The following is a 17,046-nucleotide window of genomic DNA, read 5'->3' as shown; positions in this document are numbered from 1 at the left end:
CGTGCTATTATTGTATAGAAGCAGTGAAAATAAACACAACAAGCCAATAGGCAAATGTGGAGGTCATATTACATGTCGAACAATGTGGATTCCCATCGTTCCCCGTATGCAGCATTTTCGGGTCCAAACCTTGGGTATGTAATGGAAATGTACGATCTGTTCAAAACAGATGCAAATGCAGTAGATCCTGACTTAGCTGAGCTATTCAGGAATTTTGGTGCGCCTCAGATGGATGATTCAGGTCAACAGGCAGTCGTAGCGCAAGGTTCACAAACGGATCTGCGTAAAGTTCTTGCCGTCTATTCGTTACTTGAAGCCATTCGTTCTTATGGGCATCTTGCAGCGGACATTTATCCATTAAACGATCGGCCAAAAGATACAACACGTCTTGAACTGTCATACCATGGGTTGACGGAAAGCGATCTGGTCGGATTGCCAGCAACTTTGTTCTTGAAAAACGTTCCAGCGACAGTGGAAAACGGATTGGATGCGATGAATTATCTGAAGTCTCTTTACACAGGCTCTATCGCATATGAATTCGCTCACTTGATCGATGAAACAGAACGTAACTGGATTCAAACAAAAATTGAAAACGGCGAAGTAACGTCGAATATGTCAGGGGAAGACAAGAAAGAACTTCTTGAGCGTCTGACGAAAATCGAAGGCTTTGAAAAATTCATTCACCGTACATTCGTCGGTGCTAAACGTTTCTCTATCGAAGGTGTAGACACGCTAGTCGTCTTAATCGATGAATTAGTGCGCCGTTCAGAAGAAGCAAAAGTGAAGAAAATGCTGATTGGCATGGCTCACCGCGGACGTCTGAACGTGCTGACACATAACTTAAATAAACCATACGAAATGATGTTTGCAGAATTTGCAGGCGTTCCGGCTTCTCCGTTCTTGCCAAAAGACGGATCATTGGAAGTAACGCGCGGCTGGTTCGGCGACGTGAAATACCATATGGGTGCGCTTCATAAAGGAAAATCTGGGATGGAACGCTTCTTGGCGTATAACCCGTCCCACCTGGAAGTCGTAAACCCTGTAATTACCGGACAGACACGTGCTGCTCAGGAAAACACCGATAAACCCGGTATTCCGCAACAGGATACAAATGCTGCGTATGCAGTGCTTGTACACGGAGATGCTGCATTCCCGGGACAGGGTATTGTTCCGGAATCATTCAACTATTCCCGTGTCCGCGGATTCAGAACCGGCGGATCTATTCACGTAATTGCCAACAATACAATCGGCTTTACGACAGAATATTATGATTCCCGTTCTACACATTATGCGTCCGATCCTGCAAAAGGCTTTGAAGTGCCTGTATTCCACGTGAATGCAGATCATCCTGAAGAAGTGCTTGCAGTAGCAAAACTGGCATTTGAATATCGTCAGAAGTTCGGCAAGGATGTGTTAATCGACTTAATCGGTTACCGCCGTTACGGACATAACGAAATGGATGAGCCGCTAGTGACGAATCCGGTGATGTACCACGAAATCCATAAACATCCGACAGTCCGTGAAATTTACGGACAGCGTCTGGTCGAGCAGAAGATTATGACAGACGATGAAGTTAAGGAAATGGACAAGTCAGTCATCGCAACAATGCAAGAAGCGTACGACCACGTAAAAGAAGCTTCCGCTGACGCACCGGAAATTTCCAATGCCACACCTGAAGGGGTACTGGCCGGACTTCCGCGCGACTTGGAAACAGGCGTACCAGAAGAACGCCTTCGTAAAATGAACGAAGAACTTCTGACCTACCCGGCTGACTTCTCTGTATTCAGCAAGCTGGATAAAATCTTGAAGCGTCGCGAAGAGCCGTTTAAAGGCAAAGGTAAAATTGACTGGGCACATGCGGAGCAATTGGCGTTCGGTTCTATTTTGCAGGACGGCAAGCCGATTCGTATGACTGGACAAGATATTCAGCGCGGTACATTCGCACAGCGTCACTTAGTGCTGCATGATGATAAAACAGGCGAAGAGCTTGTTCCATTGCACCATATCAGCGGATCTAATGCTTCATTCGTGGCGTATAACAGCCCACTGACAGAAGCAGGAATTGTCGGATATGAATTCGGTTATAACCTGGAAGAAGACAAAACAATGTCCATCTGGGAAGCACAGTATGGCGACTTCTCCAACATGGCACAAGTAATGTTCGACCAGTTCGTATCTTCAAGCTACTCGAAGTGGGGTCAGCAGTCAGGATTAGTTCTATTGCTGCCGCACGCATATGAAGGTCAGGGGCCGGAGCACTCCAGTGCACGTATCGAGCGTTATTTACAGCTTTGTGCGGAAAACAACTGGACAGTTGCGAATATCTCCAGTGCAGCAAACTACTTCCACGTATTGCGCCGCCAGTCGAAAATTCTCGGCAGCGAGGCAGAACGTCCGTTAGTTATTGCTACACCTAAGTCACTTCTGCGTCACCCGCTGGTGGGAGCAGATGTTGAAGACTTAACAGAAGGTCACTTCAAGACAGTTCTTGAACAGCCTGGCACGGGAACGAAGCCTGAAAAGGTGAAGAAGATTCTATTCGCAAGCGGGAAGATGGCAATCGACCTGGCTGAGAAAATCAAAGACGGTGAAGGATTCGACTACTTGCATGTGATTCGTGTAGAGCAGCTGTATCCATTCCCATCAGAGAAGATTCAGGAAATTCTTGCACGCTTCCCGAAAGCAAAAGATTTAGTATGGGTTCAGGAAGAGCCGAAGAACATGGGAACATGGTCATTCGCTTCTCCGTACCTGGAACAGCTGGCTGACGGCAAGAAAATTTCTTACGTGGGACGCATTAAGCGTTCAAGCCCTTCTGAAGGTGACGGGGCTTCCCATAAGAAAGAACAGAACCGAATTATTGAAGAAGCATTGAAAAAGTGATATAACAAGTAAGGAAGCTTTACAATTAAATAAAAAACTACTTATACAAAGTAGCCTATCCGTTAAAAACGGTATACCTACGAGGAGGAATTTATTGTGGCAGAGATCAGAGTACCTGAACTAGCAGAATCGATTACAGAAGGTACAATTGCAAAATGGTTGAAACAACCCGGTGAAAACGTGGATAAAGGTGAATTCATCGTTGAATTGGAAACAGATAAAGTGAACGTCGAAGTCATTTCAGAAGAAGCGGGCGTTTTGTCTGAACTATTGGCTGCAGAAGGCGACACAGTTGAAGTTGGCCAAGTAATCGCGATTGTAGGCGAAGGTTCAGGTGCACCGGCACAACAAGCTCCACAAGCTGCAGAGGCAGCACCGGCTCCGGCGCAAAAAGAAGAAGCTCCTGCTCCAGCAGCTGCTGCAGCGGAAGAAACAACTTCTTCTGACCGCACTATTGCAAGTCCGGCAGCACGTAAGCTTGCACGTGAAAAGGGCATTAATCTTGCAGACGTATCACCGGTTGATCCGATGGGCCGTGTACGCGCGCAAGACGTAGCTGCACACGGTAGCGCTCCGGCTCCTGCAGCACCTAAAGCTGCACCGGCTGCAGCAGAAGCAAAAGATGACGGCCGTATCACTCGTCAGAAAATGACTCGCCGCCGTCAGACAATCGCAAAGCGTTTGCTTGAAGTAAAGCAATCCACTGCAATGCTAACAACGTTTAACGAAATCGATATGACAAACGTAATGGCACTTCGTTCACGCAAAAAAGATCAGTTCTTCGAGCAAAACGATGTACGTCTGGGCTTCATGTCGTTCTTCACGAAAGCAGTAGTTGCTGCATTGAAGAAATACCCATACGTTAACGCTGAAATCGACGGCGATGAAATTCTATTGAAGAACTACTTCGATATCGGTATTGCTGTATCCACTGAAGGCGGATTGGTTGTACCAAACGTTGTGGACGCAGACCGTAAGAACTTCGCTGAAATTGAAGCATCTATCGGTGAGCTTGCGAAAAAAGCACGCGACAACAAATTGACAATTGCTGATATGACAGGCGGTTCATTCACAATTACAAACGGAGGAGTATTCGGATCACTATTGTCTACTCCAATCCTTAACGGTACTCAAGTAGGAATTTTAGGTATGCATACTATTCAAAAGCGTCCAGTAGCTGTTGGCGACAACATCGAAATTCGTCCGATGATGTATGTAGCACTATCTTATGACCATCGTGTAATTGATGGTAAAGATTCAGTAGGATTCTTGAAGATGGTTAAAGAGTTGCTTGAAAACCCTGAAGACCTTCTGCTAGGTTCTTAATTCACACAAACAAGCGGCCCGCTAATCAGCGGGCCGCTTGTTCTTTAACGTTTCCAGGAAAGGAGAGATTTTATGTCTTATTTAAATTGGCTGAATGCGCCAACGCTAAAGACGGTGACTTGTACGCATACCGATGCAGAAAAGTATGTGGTGAATCATATGCTGACGGCAGGGAAGTCCTATGAAGTGAAAAATGAAACGGAAGAGTTTATTTTTGTAGTAGATAATTCCGGAAAAGTCGGCGGGTATTACAAAACATATTTTGAATGAGAGCAAAGAGGCGATTCTTAAACGGATCGTCTCTTTTTCATTTGGAAGAAAGGGAAGGACAGGCGGTTCCTATTAACTGTGGGAAGATGTGATGGAATAACGCTCATAATTTACTGGCACCGATCATAATGGATGTCTAGCCGCTCTATGTTCCATATTAAAAGATCATATCGATGGGTGAACCGCTCATAAACTATAATTAAGCGATCATAGACGGCGTCTAACCGCTCATTACGTGTTTTCTTAGTTTCACAGCACATCCGGGTCTTGAACTTACAGAATGTAACTGCACGTCTAACAATGACTGGTCTTTTATTGCAGTTAAAAACCGTCTCTCTTATGAGGGACGGTTTTTGGATTCTTCGTATACGGACAGGAGACGTGTTTTGAGATCTTCTTCCATGCGGGCAATTTCCTGCTCCGCTTCTCTCCGTTTAGCACGGCCGTCTGCCTGGATCACCAATGTTTCTTCAATTGTCTGTATCAGGTTTTCTTGTGTCTTCTTCAAGGTGTCAATTTCAATAATACCTTTTTCATTTTCTTTTGCTGTTTCAATGCTGTTTACTTTCAGCATCTCTGAGTTGCGAAGGAGCAGGTCGTTTGTTGTTTTCGTCACAAGTTTCTGTGACTCCACAGCCTTTTGCTGACGGTTCAGTGTCAAGGCAATGGCAATCTGGTTCTTCCACAGGGGAATAGCCGTCATGATGGATGCCTGGATCTTCTCAGCGAGTGTCTGGTTGGTTTGCTGGATCATCCGGATCTGCGGTGCGCTTTGGATCGTGATCTGGCGTGACAGCTGCAAATCGTACAGACGCTTTTCAAGACGGTCAACGAATTGTGCCATGTCATTAACTTCCTGAACCATCATCTGGTCATTGGCTTCCTGTGCTTTTTTGTGCAGTTCAGGAATGATTGTATTATTAATTTCTTCCACTTTCAATTCGGCAGCTGCGATATAGACGTTCAGCGCCTGGAAGTAGGTTTTATTTTGTTCGTATAAATTATCAAGCATGCGGACATCGTCCATCAGACCTTTTTTAGAATGTTCAAGCTGGACAGAGATCTTATCAATCTGTGTGCCCAGTTTCTGATAGCGTGTCAGTATTTCCTGAACCGGACGTGTTGCTTTGTTAAACAGCCGGCTCAAGCCGGATTTCTTTTTATCCGACAAATCGTCGGGGTCAATTTCCGAAAGCTTGGACATTAATTGATTCAGCACGTCACCGACAGGGCCGATGTCATTGCTTTGCACATGGTCAAGCATCTTATGCGAGAAGCGGGACAGCTCGTTCTGTGCGTTGGCGCCATAAGAAATAATGGACTCATAGTTGCCGACAGGAATTTGTGAAGCCAGTTGCTTTGCTTTGTCCTGCTCTTCAGGTGTCAGACGGTCGATTAATTTTACAGCCGCTTTACTGTCAGATAGCGTATTTTCCATTTCTTGCGGCAGCAGGCTCGCGTCCATATCAAATGGATTGCCCAGCAGATCATCTACCGTTTTTTCTTCTGTGTATTTATCTGTCATTAGATTTTTCCCCTTTCGATTCAAGCAGCGGTTTATCCCTATTGAGTGTAATATCAACGAAATCAATTTCCATTTGCAGCTGCTCCAGATCAGTTGCCACTGCATGGCGCAGATCCTTTTCCATTTCCAGACTCAAGTCAGACAACGTTTCCCGTGTATGCTGCAGCGCCACTTTAATCTCCTGATCCTTCAGCGGCTGGTTGACCAGAAGGCTGTACTTAGAAGTTAATTCTACAGCTGAATCTAAGTGTGCATAAAAAAAGCTTTCCACTTGATAAAACTTTCTCGGGTTAGCCTGGACAATTTTAATGACCCGTCTTGCCATCATAGACATGTCATATACCTGTCTGAATGCCTGAATGGAGCGGACCTGACCATACATACTTGAAAGTTTTTTCAATTTTTGCTTTGACTCATTCACTTGATGCTCTATGTGCTTATATTCAGAGCGCGCCATCCCGAATTGTTTAAGATTGGAGCGTAACTGCAGTTCTTTTATGGCGACATTGCCTCCTGCGTACAGGCCGATTCCGATTAATGAGCTGATGGGGAAGCCAAGGCTTGTCCCGGTTATAAGGAACACCCAAGTCAATAAACTGGTCGGGCCTATAATTGCATGCCGTGTCAGAAAGTTTTTTATATGATTCATTACAGTTCAGGCCACCTTTCATTCTTACTCTATATACTACATACGGATTAACAGCAAAAAAGTTTCATTTAACATGCGAACAGTAAGATTACCGGAGCCTGCTTTAATTATAGCCGAAATGCATCGAAAACTCATATATTACGGCCGCGTCAATCATTTTACTTTGCTATATGTGTATTGTTTGATAAAATTACAATCATTCATGCATAGCGCAGCGAAAAGGGGTGCATACTAAATGTATGAAGTAGTGTACATGAAGGCAGACTTTGAACCTTGGTGGATGTTTGAAGAGTGGAGAGAGTATACCGTCTCATCCAAAACATTTGCGAATAAAACAGATGCAGAAGCATATATTGAAGAAGTGACAGGGAAGATGGAATCCTATTTTGAGCATTATGAGAGACGCAAAGGATGTTTTCATGCATTCTGGTCCACATCTGAAAAACATTATTGCGACGGCTGCGAGGGAGACCTTCAGTTGTATCACGGAATAGTCGTGCTTGTTGATGGTATTCCTGATATATCGTCCTAACTTTCTGTATGTTGTTTACATTTTTAATTGACAATTAAAATGAATATGGTATACTAACTCTTAAGTAAATTAATCGAACGACCGTATGCTAAGTGATTCACCTATTACAAAAGTGATCGGCGTCGTCGGCACCTTTTGTAATACGTGAATTTTTTTATGCAAAGGTTCGTGTATTAACAAGTACTTATTTATTTTTGGAGGTAATCGAATGAAACAAGGTACAGTAAAATGGTTTAACTCAGAAAAGGGCTTCGGTTTTATCGAAGTTGACGGAGAAGAAGATATTTTCGTACACTTCTCAGCTATCCAAGGCGAAGGATTCAAATCTCTTGACGAAGGTCAGCAGGTTGAATTTGAAGTTGTCGAAGGTAACCGTGGTTTACAAGCAGCTAACGTTGTGAAACTATAATCCACTAAGAAAAGGCGCCCATCCCGGCGCCTTTTTGCATGGGAAAAATTCTTCTATTTTTACGGCTGTGTGACGGTTTCCAGTGTAGAGGTAACCACGAACTCTTCTTCGCCTTCCATCGACATGATGGATTCACGTTTAATTTCTCCAAAATCTTTTACCAAGTAAATTCTGTTTACGAAGTCCTGTTCAGCTTGTTCGATTACTACTACGTCTTCAAATTGCTGATAAGGGGTTTCAACCGAAGCATTCATTTCAACAATTTTCCAGTCATCAAATGTTGTACCCACTTCGATCGGTCCTTTTAAATACGTACGAATCGGCTCCATGGCCTTGAGTTCTTCGGTAGTCGGAATCCCTGCATCCAATTCTGCATGTTCTTCCTGAAGCACTTGAATTTCATCTCCGTTGAGTTTATAAACTTTCTGGACGAATGAACCGCCATTATTTTCATGGATGACGACGTAATCTTGTGCAGGCCTTGCTACCGTAATATCAAGCTCGGCGAATTCATTGCCTTCACCCTTGTAATGCGCAGCAGAACCGTCGGGGAGAAAGTAATCAAGCAGAGACACTTCGGTCTTCTCCGAATTTGCATTTGCGTCCTGTTCCGTCGGCTTATCGGAAGTGTCATTGACATTCGTCTCGGGAGCATCTGTCTTGCCGTCAATGGACGTCGCGGGCTTTGAAGTACATCCAGCAAGCACCAGCAACAGTGCAGCCATTAGAAACCAAAGATTGCGTTTCATTGTGAAAAACCTCCTTTTATTTTGTGTTATTCCCCAAATAGAAATAACCATTCATAAATTATAAAAAACAATGGACAGTACACAGTTTTGGAATGGACTTTACGAGAACCAATACAATGAATTGAAATATTTTTGAAAAATATTTGGTCAAGTAGTCACTTAAACTCTTATTTATTCATAATGAACATGGTTCCAAATAATCCTTCTTCACTAGACTAATCCTCGCACAACATAATTTGCTATACTATAACTATCTCACGTACAGCAATCAAGGAGGAGGAATATGGATGAAGAGTACATTTGTAATTCGTCAGAGAGCTTTTCTGAAGCTCTATATGCTCCATAAGGCAGAAGAAGGGAACTTGTATGGCCTGCAAATATTAGATGACCTCCTGGAGCATTTCAGGGACCTTGGATATCGTCCAACTAAATCTGAAATATACAAATCCCTGCATGATTTACTTCACGACGGTCTTATTGTCAGACATCCAATCCACAAGCAGGGGACGGAGATGCAGACACTTTACATATACCGCATAGGTGACAAGGAGAAAGTGAAGGCTTACAAAGATACTATAAAGTTCGAGCTGGATCGATCTGTATCATTACTTAAAAGAGCGCTGGAAGATAATTATTCGCAAAAAAGGCAATGAGAAAGAGAAGCAGATGAACGGTTTCTCCGCGTTAATAAAGTTCATCACATATGACTTACATGAGCAAAAAAGACTGCCTCAGAAGCAATAACTTCTGAGGCAGTCTTATGTCAAATGTTTATTTAACTTTCTGGCCTTTAAATTCTAAATACTCATCGTACGTCATCATCTTATCAAATATCGTTCCGTCATCATGGATCTCGATAATACGGTTGGCGATGGTCTGGATGAACTGATGGTCATGAGATGTAAAGACCATTGCGCCCTTGAATGCGATCAAACCATTATTCAGCGCCTGGATAGACTCTAGGTCCAAGTGGTTTGTCGGCTCATCCAGCAGCAATACGTTTGCACTTGTCAGCATCATTTTAGACAGCATACAGCGAACTTTCTCTCCACCTGAGAGCACGCTTGGCTTCTTATTTACTTCTTCACCCGAGAATAGCATACGGCCGAGGAATCCGCGCAGGAATGTTTCCGTTTCGTCTTCTGGAGAATACTGACGAAGCCATTCAACCAGCGTGGACTCAGATCCTTCGAAGTACTTGGAGTTATCGATAGGGAAGTACGCCTGTGTTGTCGTCACTCCCCATTTGATTGATCCTGTATCCGGTTCTGTTTCTCCTGCCAGCATATCCAGCAGCGCAGACTTCGCAAGCGGGTTGCCAAGCAATACTACTTTATCTTCTTTGCCGAGTGTAAACGATGCATCTTTAATGAATGTTTTGCCATCTATTGTTTTCGATACGTCTTTGATCGTCAAGACATCGTTACCGATCTCGCGCCCCATGGTAAAGTTGACGAATGGATAGCGGCGAGAAGATGGTTTAATATCATCCAAGTCGATTTTTTCCAATGTCTTTTTACGGGATGTCGCTTGTTTGGATTTAGAAGCATTCGCACTGAAACGCGCGATAAACGCCTGTAATTCCTTCACTTTTTCTTCTTTTTTCTTATTTTGCTCCTGCGACAGTTTCAATGCCAATTGGCTTGACTCATACCAGAAATCATAGTTACCGGCATAGATTTGGATTTTACTGAAGTCCAGGTCTGCGATATGTGTACATACTTTGTTCAGGAAATAACGGTCGTGGGAAACGACGATTACTGTGTTTTCAAAGTTGATCAGGAATTCTTCCAGCCAGCGGATCGCTTTGATATCCAAGTGGTTCGTCGGCTCATCCAGAAGCAATACGTCCGGCTTGCCGAATAACGCTTGTGCAAGCAATACCTTTACTTTGTCAGAACCGGTAAGTTCAGACATTTTTGCATGATGCAGGCTTTCCGGAACACCGAGTCCCTGGAGGAGTACAGATACTTCAGACTCAGCTTCCCATCCGTCCATCTCTGCGAATTCACCTTCAAGTTCAGCGGCCCGCATACCGTCTTCATCAGAGAAGTCTTCCTTCATATAGATTGCATCTTTCTCTTTCATCACTTCATACAGACGCTTATGGCCCATGATGACGGTTTCCATCACTTCATATTCTTCAAATTCGAAGTGGTTCTGACTTAATACAGCCAGACGTTCATCTTTGCCTAAAATGACATTACCTGTCTGCGGTTCAAGTTCACCTGATAAAATTTTAATAAAAGTTGATTTTCCCGCGCCGTTTGCCCCAATTAATCCATAGCAATTGCCTGGATTGAATTGTATATTTACGTCTTCAAACAGCTTGCGGTCGCCGAAACGAAGACTTACATTACTCACTGCTAACATATATTAAATCCTCCTAATTTCACAATGCTCCTAGTATACATGAAAATTCATTGAAATGGAATATTTCAACTGGCACTGTTTACAATTTCGGTTTACGATAGACTGGAGACGGTCATTATATCGATATCATATGAAAAAAGGAGTTTTGGCATTGCGTTCGAGATCTACTCAGCTTCTATTAATCGCTGCGATATTCATGGTCACTATCAATTTGCGTCCGGCGATCACTTCGATAGGACCCATGCTGGATATTATCCGCGATGATCTGTCGCTTTCAAATACGCAAGTAAGTCTGCTGACTGTCATTCCCGTAATTTGCATGGGGGTATTTGCCATGCTGGCACCCGTTCTGAATAAAGCGATCGGCCTCAATAAGACCATGTATTTCATGTTACTGCTGCTGGCAGCTGCAACAGGCATCCGATTTTTTGTTGCATCGTTCAATGTCCTGCTTGCGACTGCCTTTGTCGCAGGTATTACAATTGCCGTTATGGGGCCGTTATTGTCTGCTTTAATCAAACAGTATTTCCCAAAGCATGTAGCTGTCGTGGTCGGGATTTATTCATTCGGCATGGGGATGGGGGCGACATTGAGCACAGGGTTAACTGGCGTGCTGTATGAAGCTGCCGGTTCTTCCTACACGACCGCACTCGCAGTCTGGGCCATTCTCGCAGTTGTCGGGATCATCGCATGGACATTCACTGCAATACATCCGATTGAAGTAAAACAAGTGGCGAAGCAGCCGGTGCAAACCGGAGTGAATCCGTGGCGCAGTGCGAAGGCATGGAGCTTCCTCGTCTTTTTTGGACTTCAGTCAGCCTTATTCTTTTCGGTTCTGACGTTTCTTGTACCGATTGCGACGGCGAACGGTATGACACTTTTGAAGGCAGGAACACTGCTCAGCATGATGACCATCGTGCAGATTTTCATGAACATCGGATTCCCGGTGATCCTGCAGAAGTTTAACAGCCGAACACCTGCATTGGTGACGATTCTCGTCCTTGGCATTCTCTCGGTCGGCTTGATGTGGACAGCAGATCCGCTTTGGTTCGCAATCGGTGTACTGATTATGGGGATTCCACTCGGCGGGCTGTTCCCGATTTGTCTGCTGATGCCGATGGATGCGACTGAAACGGCAGACGAGACCAATTCCTGGACGGCGATGATGCAGACAGGGGGATTCATTATAGGGGGAATCTTGCCGTTACTGATTGCCTCTTTATATGATTACACAGCAAATCATCAGGTCACGTTATTCGTATTTCTTCTTTTATTTGTGGCTATGCTAGTACTGGCTTTACAAATCGGCCGATCCGCCGGGAAAGCCCGCAGCTAGACGCAACCCCCCGTGAACATATACGTCCTGATAACAGGATAACTAGTGATAATGGAGGAATGAAGGCCACATGGAAGAACACTTCGAAGAACAACATCCAGAGCGGAAGAGAAAGAGACGTAAATTGCGTGTTGGCAGAGTTTTTATCACAGCAGCAATATTTTTTATGATGGTGATAGCAGCGTACAGTTATTTTCAATATAAGCAAGGCAAGGCATTGACAGCCGGCAGCAAAATTGACCCCGGAGAGTTCCAAGGGGATTTGCTGAATCCGCAAGAACCAACGAGGGAAAATTATTTATTGCTAGGCATCGATAATGACGGTTCCGGAAAATACCGGACGGATACAATGATGGTGCTGTCATGGGACCAAGCCGCCGGAACGGCACATTTGATTTCATTTATGCGTGATATTTACGCACAAATCCCGGGCTATCAGTCGTATAAACTGAATACCGCATATTATTTGGGCGGTGTCCAGACAGCCAAAGAAACCATTTCAGGTATGTTTAATATTCCGATTCATCATTATGCTGTGGTCGATTTCGATAACTTTGAATCAATCATGGATATCGCATTTCCAAAAGGACTGGAAATAAATGTACAAAAAGAAATGTCCGAAAAGATCGGCGTAACACTAAAACCGGGTGTGCAGCGATTGAACGGCAAAGAATTACTCGGCTATGCGCGCTTCCGATCGGATGAGGAAGGTGATTTCGGCCGCGTTGCCCGTCAGCAGGAAGTGATTCAGGCGGTGAAAGACGAACTGTTCAGCGTCTCGACCGTTATGCAGGCGCCAAAAGTTGTAGGCGCACTTGATAACTTTATTGAAACGGACCTGACTTCGAAGGACGAGCTTACGAAAGTGCTGACAGTCATTGCAAAACGTAAACTGGATCTTCAGTCTTTGCGGATTCCGGTAGAGGACAGCTATTCGTTTACTTCATACAGACATGCAGGTTCCGTTATTGAAATCGATTTAGATAAAAACAGGGAAGCAATCCGTTCGTTCTTAGCCACTCCATGACGGGTTGAATAAAGGGGGAGTGAATTCTTGAGGCAGCCACCGAAAAAGAATTCTTTACGGGATTTCTGGTCGATTCGTTCGACATCACCGATTGTCGGATTCCTTGGTGGTCAATCTACATTGTTTGTGCTGCTATGTCTATTGTTCATTGGATTGATCATTTTAGTTTTCACACAAGTTTCATTTATTTTCTATCCGATTCGTGTATTTTTCTCAACTGTTGTACTGCCCGTAGTATTGGCAACAATTTTGTATTACTTAATGCGTCCAATTCTCAGATTTCTGGAAGTACGCTTGAAAATACCGCGTGTCTACGGAATTCTGATCATCCTGCTGGCAACCGCGGGGTTACTGACACTCGTCGTTTTCCTTGTGCTGCCGTTCTTGCGGCTGCAGACCATTAATTTGTTTGACGAGTTTCCGTCATATTTCAAGCAGCTTATATTGGATACAGACCGGTTTTTCCGGAATTCCATATTTGCACCGGTCTATGAAGGATTCAACTTCAATGTTAACACCTTCTTGGATTCGGGTTTTGCCAGTATCGGTGAATTCTTTACCGACACACTCGGCGGGATTGCATCGGGTGTCACTTCATTCATATCAGCGTTTACAGGTTTCATTCTGAGCCTGTTTACCGTGCCGCTCATTCTGTTTTACTTATTGAAAGACGGCGAAAAGCTGCCCCAGATGATTTTGCGCATGCTGCCGCCGCGTCTGCGGGACGATGCATCCATCATCTTCCGCGATGCTGATAAGCAAATCAGTGCATATATTCAGGGGCAGATTCTGGTCGCAATCGCCATCGGTATTATGGTGTCGATCGGGTTCCTGATTATTAAAATGAAATATGCATTATTGCTCGGCGTTCTCGCGATGTTCACAAGTATCGTTCCGTATCTCGGTCCCGTGATTGCAATTACGCCAGCCGTCATCATCGCAATCGTCACATCACCTTTCATGCTCGTAAAGCTGGCGATTGTCTGGACGATTGTGCAGGTGGTGGAAGGGAAGTTCATCTCGCCGCAGATCATGGGCAAGTCGCTGCATATCCATCCGATTACTATTATCTTTGTCTTGCTGACGGCCGGTTCATTGTTCGGCGTAGCGGGAGTGATTCTCGGAATTCCGGCATATGCGCTGCTGAAAGTCGTCGCCAGCCATGTTTTCTACTTATTCACATTGCGTTATAATCGTTTTGAGACAGATGAAGAGATGTATTACGATACGGATACAGTTGAGGAATAGTATGACGATACAGAATAACCCGCCAAGGACGGCGGGTTATTTTTTATGCGGAAGCGGATTGCAGGCTGGGGCAGCCGGTTGCTCTCTTTAGGGTGTTTCATATAAGATCATGCCTGTTTTCGATAAGTCATAGCCGCCGACTGCAGCCAGTTTCTCCTTAAATGATTTAGAGTTCAATGTGCTAATGAGTAATTCACGAAGTTTTTCATTTTCGGCTGTTTTAATCAACACCAGATCATATTGCTCCTGAATCAGCGGGATGAAATCAACATCGATCAGCCGCGCGGTTTTTTCGATACCGATCGCTGCATCTGCCTGTCTGGATGCGACACGTGTTGCTACCGCCATGTGGTTTTGTTCCTCGTCTTCATAACCTAAAACAGAAGACGAGGAAATGCCGGCGAGGCGCAACTGCTCGTCAAGAAGCACACGGGCGCCGGAGCCTATTTCCCGGTTTACAAGCCGGATGCCGAGCTGTCCAAGATCTGCCCATGTTGTCAGTTGTTTCGGATTACCTTTTTGCACATATAATCCTGCCGTCCTGCCGAGCAAATGAATGACCAGATAGGACCGGCCAGTAAGCAGACGGTTAATATACGGCAAGTTATATGTGCCAGTGTCTCCGTCAAACAGATGCGTACTGACGATATCCGCCTGTCCCTGGTACATCTTCACCAGACTGTTGAGACTTCCCGAAAAAGAGCGAAGCGGCCGGTAAAGGCCTGATTCCTCTATGCAGCCTGCAAAGATATCGAGACTCAGATCCTGTCCGCTGATAATAAGTTGCGCATCACTCGGAGACGCGGGCGTCAAAACAGAAGTGCCGGGCGGAACTGCCGCTGCCGGAGCAGAGCCGCCGCTTTTCAGACGTTCTTTATAAGCAGTCAAGTCTACGGCGTCCACCCGCATTTGCCGTCCCACGCGGTATGCCCGGATTTCGCCCTTTTTGATAATATCGTAGACTGTCAGCTTCGAGACTTTCAATAATTGTGCGATTTCATCTGTTGTATAGGATATATCATTATTTATATTTGCCATCTTTCAGCCCTCCAATGATCGTACTTTAATCTTCCGTCATTTCATCAAAAAAAGCAAAATTGACAATTTTTCCAAAGCATATTATGATATTTTAAAACATAACTAGTTATATGTAGTTATATCTAGTTATATATAAAGTGAAGAGGGGGCATTCACAGTGAAACGATGGGTATTTGCTGCTGCGCTGATTATACTGCCGGCTTTGCTGGCCGGCTGCTCTGATTCGCAGCAGACCGAACGTATAGACGGAGCAGATCGGGAAACCCCCAAGGCCAAAACCAACTTGGCAGAAGAAGCCGAGCTATTGATTTCTGCTGCGGCCAGTCTGACAGATGCATTAGAAGATTTAAAAGACTCTTTTGAGAAAACCCATGAAGGAATTACCTTGACCTACAATTTCGGCAGCTCGGGCAAATTGGCTGCCAATATTGAAAACGGCGCACCATCCGATGTGTTCTTATCCGCAAGTTCAAAGGATATGGATACTATGGAAGACAAAGGTCTGATTGTCAATGAATCCAGGACAGATTTCACATCAAACACACTTGTCTTAATCGCACACAAAGATTCTGACAGCACAATTTCTTCATTTGAACAGATTGATCCGGCTTCTATCGGTCACTTCGCGGTTGGTGAGCCTGAATCCGTTCCTGCAGGCCGTTATACAAAAGAAACATTGGAACATTTGAATTTGTGGCAGCCTTTGCAAGACAGTCTGGTTCTCAGTTCGGATGTTCGTCAAGTACTGACATATGTAGCAATGGGTAATGCTGATTACGGTACAGTATATTCAAGTGATGCATTCATTTCAGATGACGTGAAAGTACTCGCCGAATCCAAACCTGAATGGCATGCCCCGATTGTCTATCCCGGTGCAGTCGTGGCAGAATCAAAGCATCAGGAAGCCGCACAGCAGTTCCTGGATTATTTGACTGGAGACGAAGGACAGGAAGCGCTGCAGAAATTCGGATTTAAGTAAAGATAAGGGGGAGAAGGCATGCCCGGAATGGATTATTCACCTTTGTTATTATCGCTGAAAGTGGCTGCCATCTCCACTTTCTTTGTGTTTGTCGCAGGAGTTGTGATTGCTTATTTGTTAGCGAAGCGGGAGTTTTTCGGAAAAAGTATATTGGAAGCACTGTTTTTACTGCCTCTAGTATTGCCGCCGACTGTTGTAGGTTTCGGCTTGCTCATATTATTCGGTAAAAAAGGCTGGATCGGCAGCTGGCTGCTTGAATGGTTCGATTTTCAGATTGTTTTTACATGGATTGGCGCAGTCATCGCATCGATTGTTGTATCATTTCCATTGATGTATCAGAGTGCCGCCGCTGCGTTTGAAAGTCTGGATGAGCGCCTGTCGAATGCAGCACGGACGATGGGCGCTTCTGAATGGCGCGTGTTCTGGTCAGTCGTATTTCCGTTGGCGTGGCCAGGCTTACTGGCAGGATTGGTGCTTTCATTTGCCAGGGGGCTTGGTGAATTCGGAGCGACACTTATGCTTGCAGGATACATACCGGGCAAAACCGATACTATTCCGATGGCGATTTATTTTGCTGTAGAGTCGGGCCAGATGGAAAAAGCGGCATTTTGGGTCGCCATGATCATTACATTCGGATTCAGTTTAATTTTATGGGTGAACTGGTGGAGCAAACGTAATATTCGACGGTTTACAAGGACTTAA

16 protein-coding genes are annotated in these 17,046 nt (G+C 44.7%); 11 read left to right on the top strand and 5 right to left on the bottom strand.

Annotated elements, in window-relative coordinates; translation table 11 throughout:
* The first annotated feature begins 72 nt into the window (after positions 1 to 72).
* The 3 genes from SporoP37_RS01305 (at position 73) to SporoP37_RS01295 (ending at position 4,479) form a co-directional block, all read left to right on the top strand.
* The gene (locus SporoP37_RS01305; RefSeq protein WP_081241995.1) at positions 73 to 2,883 is read left to right on the top strand and encodes a 2-oxoglutarate dehydrogenase E1 component; all 2,811 of its coding nucleotides are present in this window, start codon (positions 73 to 75) and stop codon (positions 2,881 to 2,883) included.
* A gap of 96 nt (positions 2,884 to 2,979) precedes the next feature.
* The gene (gene odhB, locus SporoP37_RS01300) at positions 2,980 to 4,209 is read left to right on the top strand and encodes a 2-oxoglutarate dehydrogenase complex dihydrolipoyllysine-residue succinyltransferase (RefSeq protein WP_081241994.1); all 1,230 of its coding nucleotides are present in this window, start codon (positions 2,980 to 2,982) and stop codon (positions 4,207 to 4,209) included.
* 72 nt (positions 4,210 to 4,281) lie between these two features.
* A complete protein-coding gene (locus SporoP37_RS01295) occupies positions 4,282 to 4,479 on the top strand; it encodes a DUF6501 family protein (protein ID WP_081241993.1) in 198 nt (65 codons plus the stop codon).
* 337 nt (positions 4,480 to 4,816) lie between these two features.
* Here the strand turns inward: SporoP37_RS01295 and SporoP37_RS01290 are convergent, their stop codons facing one another.
* Together SporoP37_RS01290 and SporoP37_RS01285 are read right to left on the bottom strand one after the other, a co-directional pair.
* Positions 4,817 to 6,004: a toxic anion resistance protein gene (locus tag SporoP37_RS01290; RefSeq protein WP_081241992.1), complete on the bottom strand. Its 1,188-nt coding sequence runs from the start codon at positions 6,002 to 6,004 to the stop codon at positions 4,817 to 4,819.
* Positions 5,994 to 6,653, bottom strand: a complete 660-nt coding sequence (locus tag SporoP37_RS01285; RefSeq protein WP_085430014.1) for a 5-bromo-4-chloroindolyl phosphate hydrolysis family protein — start codon at positions 6,651 to 6,653, stop codon at positions 5,994 to 5,996. The genes SporoP37_RS01290 and SporoP37_RS01285 overlap by 11 nt, the downstream gene beginning before the upstream one ends.
* Positions 6,654 to 6,888: 235 nt before the next feature.
* Here SporoP37_RS01285 and SporoP37_RS01280 point away from each other — a divergent pair, with 235 nt between their 5' ends.
* Together SporoP37_RS01280 and SporoP37_RS01275 are read left to right on the top strand one after the other, a co-directional pair.
* The gene (locus SporoP37_RS01280) at positions 6,889 to 7,185 is read left to right on the top strand and encodes a DUF1033 family protein (protein ID WP_081241990.1); all 297 of its coding nucleotides are present in this window, start codon (positions 6,889 to 6,891) and stop codon (positions 7,183 to 7,185) included.
* Positions 7,186 to 7,393: 208 nt separating this feature from the next.
* Positions 7,394 to 7,594 (top strand): cold-shock protein, encoded by a 201-nt coding sequence (locus SporoP37_RS01275; RefSeq protein WP_081241989.1) that lies wholly within the window; start codon positions 7,394 to 7,396, stop codon positions 7,592 to 7,594.
* 59 nt (positions 7,595 to 7,653) lie between these two features.
* On the opposite strand, the gene SporoP37_RS01270 is transcribed toward SporoP37_RS01275, so the two are convergent.
* A complete protein-coding gene (locus SporoP37_RS01270; RefSeq protein ID WP_085430013.1) occupies positions 7,654 to 8,343 on the bottom strand; it encodes a hypothetical protein in 690 nt (229 codons plus the stop codon).
* A 287-nt stretch (positions 8,344 to 8,630) separates the two neighbouring features.
* Here SporoP37_RS01270 and SporoP37_RS01265 point away from each other — a divergent pair, with 287 nt between their 5' ends.
* The gene (locus tag SporoP37_RS01265) at positions 8,631 to 8,996 is read left to right on the top strand and encodes a helix-turn-helix domain-containing protein (RefSeq protein ID WP_081241987.1); all 366 of its coding nucleotides are present in this window, start codon (positions 8,631 to 8,633) and stop codon (positions 8,994 to 8,996) included.
* 118 nt (positions 8,997 to 9,114) lie between these two features.
* Here the strand turns inward: SporoP37_RS01265 and SporoP37_RS01260 are convergent, their stop codons facing one another.
* Positions 9,115 to 10,716: an ABC-F family ATP-binding cassette domain-containing protein gene (locus SporoP37_RS01260; RefSeq protein ID WP_081241986.1), complete on the bottom strand. Its 1,602-nt coding sequence runs from the start codon at positions 10,714 to 10,716 to the stop codon at positions 9,115 to 9,117.
* 130 nt (positions 10,717 to 10,846) lie between these two features.
* Between SporoP37_RS01260 and SporoP37_RS01255 the strand changes: the two genes are divergently transcribed.
* From SporoP37_RS01255 to SporoP37_RS01245, 3 genes are all read left to right on the top strand, one after another.
* Positions 10,847 to 12,052 (top strand): MFS transporter, encoded by a 1,206-nt coding sequence (locus tag SporoP37_RS01255; protein WP_158233608.1) that lies wholly within the window; start codon positions 10,847 to 10,849, stop codon positions 12,050 to 12,052.
* Between the two features lie 70 nt (positions 12,053 to 12,122).
* Positions 12,123 to 13,079: an LCP family protein gene (locus tag SporoP37_RS01250; protein WP_085430011.1), complete on the top strand. Its 957-nt coding sequence runs from the start codon at positions 12,123 to 12,125 to the stop codon at positions 13,077 to 13,079.
* 27 nt (positions 13,080 to 13,106) lie between these two features.
* Positions 13,107 to 14,327: an AI-2E family transporter gene (locus SporoP37_RS01245; protein WP_231293272.1), complete on the top strand. Its 1,221-nt coding sequence runs from the start codon at positions 13,107 to 13,109 to the stop codon at positions 14,325 to 14,327.
* An 87-nt stretch (positions 14,328 to 14,414) separates the two neighbouring features.
* Here SporoP37_RS01245 and SporoP37_RS01240 read toward each other — a convergent pair whose 3' ends face one another.
* Positions 14,415 to 15,365 carry a substrate-binding domain-containing protein gene (locus SporoP37_RS01240; protein WP_369922632.1) on the bottom strand — a complete coding sequence of 317 codons (951 nt, stop codon included), beginning with the start codon at positions 15,363 to 15,365 and terminating at the stop codon, positions 14,415 to 14,417.
* A 157-nt stretch (positions 15,366 to 15,522) separates the two neighbouring features.
* Between SporoP37_RS01240 and modA the strand changes: the two genes are divergently transcribed.
* A complete protein-coding gene (gene modA, locus SporoP37_RS01235; RefSeq protein ID WP_085430010.1) occupies positions 15,523 to 16,344 on the top strand; it encodes a molybdate ABC transporter substrate-binding protein in 822 nt (273 codons plus the stop codon).
* 18 nt (positions 16,345 to 16,362) lie between these two features.
* On the top strand, positions 16,363 to 17,046 hold the full coding sequence (modB, locus tag SporoP37_RS01230; protein WP_081241982.1) for a molybdate ABC transporter permease subunit: 684 nt from the start codon (positions 16,363 to 16,365) through the stop codon (positions 17,044 to 17,046).

The organism is Sporosarcina sp. P37 (genome assembly GCF_002109365.1).
GTDB lineage: Bacteria > Bacillota > Bacilli > Bacillales_A > Planococcaceae > Sporosarcina.
Note: the sequence above shows the minus strand (reverse complement) of the source record. Positions and strands in the feature narration are given on the sequence as shown.

Excerpts from the sequence above, each read along its gene's own strand:
- SporoP37_RS01305 (WP_081241995.1), top strand. The coding sequence starts at position 73 with ATGTCGAACAATGTGGATTCCCATCGTTCCCCGTATGCAGCATTTTCG.
- SporoP37_RS01295 (WP_081241993.1), top strand. The coding sequence starts at position 4,282 with ATGTCTTATTTAAATTGGCTGAATGCGCCAACGCTAAAGACGGTGACT.
- SporoP37_RS01290 (WP_081241992.1), bottom strand. The coding sequence starts at position 6,004 with ATGACAGATAAATACACAGAAGAAAAAACGGTAGATGATCTGCTGGGC.
- SporoP37_RS01285 (WP_085430014.1), bottom strand. The coding sequence starts at position 6,653 with ATGAATCATATAAAAAACTTTCTGACACGGCATGCAATTATAGGCCCG.
- SporoP37_RS01280 (WP_081241990.1), top strand. The coding sequence starts at position 6,889 with ATGTATGAAGTAGTGTACATGAAGGCAGACTTTGAACCTTGGTGGATG.
- SporoP37_RS01275 (WP_081241989.1), top strand. The coding sequence starts at position 7,394 with ATGAAACAAGGTACAGTAAAATGGTTTAACTCAGAAAAGGGCTTCGGT.
- SporoP37_RS01270 (WP_085430013.1), bottom strand. The coding sequence starts at position 8,343 with ATGAAACGCAATCTTTGGTTTCTAATGGCTGCACTGTTGCTGGTGCTT.
- SporoP37_RS01265 (WP_081241987.1), top strand. The coding sequence starts at position 8,631 with ATGAAGAGTACATTTGTAATTCGTCAGAGAGCTTTTCTGAAGCTCTAT.
- SporoP37_RS01260 (WP_081241986.1), bottom strand. The coding sequence starts at position 10,716 with ATGTTAGCAGTGAGTAATGTAAGTCTTCGTTTCGGCGACCGCAAGCTG.
- SporoP37_RS01255 (WP_158233608.1), top strand. The coding sequence starts at position 10,847 with ATGAAAAAAGGAGTTTTGGCATTGCGTTCGAGATCTACTCAGCTTCTA.
- SporoP37_RS01250 (WP_085430011.1), top strand. The coding sequence starts at position 12,123 with ATGGAAGAACACTTCGAAGAACAACATCCAGAGCGGAAGAGAAAGAGA.
- SporoP37_RS01240 (WP_369922632.1), bottom strand. The coding sequence starts at position 15,365 with ATGGCAAATATAAATAATGATATATCCTATACAACAGATGAAATCGCA.
- modB (WP_081241982.1), top strand. The coding sequence starts at position 16,363 with ATGCCCGGAATGGATTATTCACCTTTGTTATTATCGCTGAAAGTGGCT.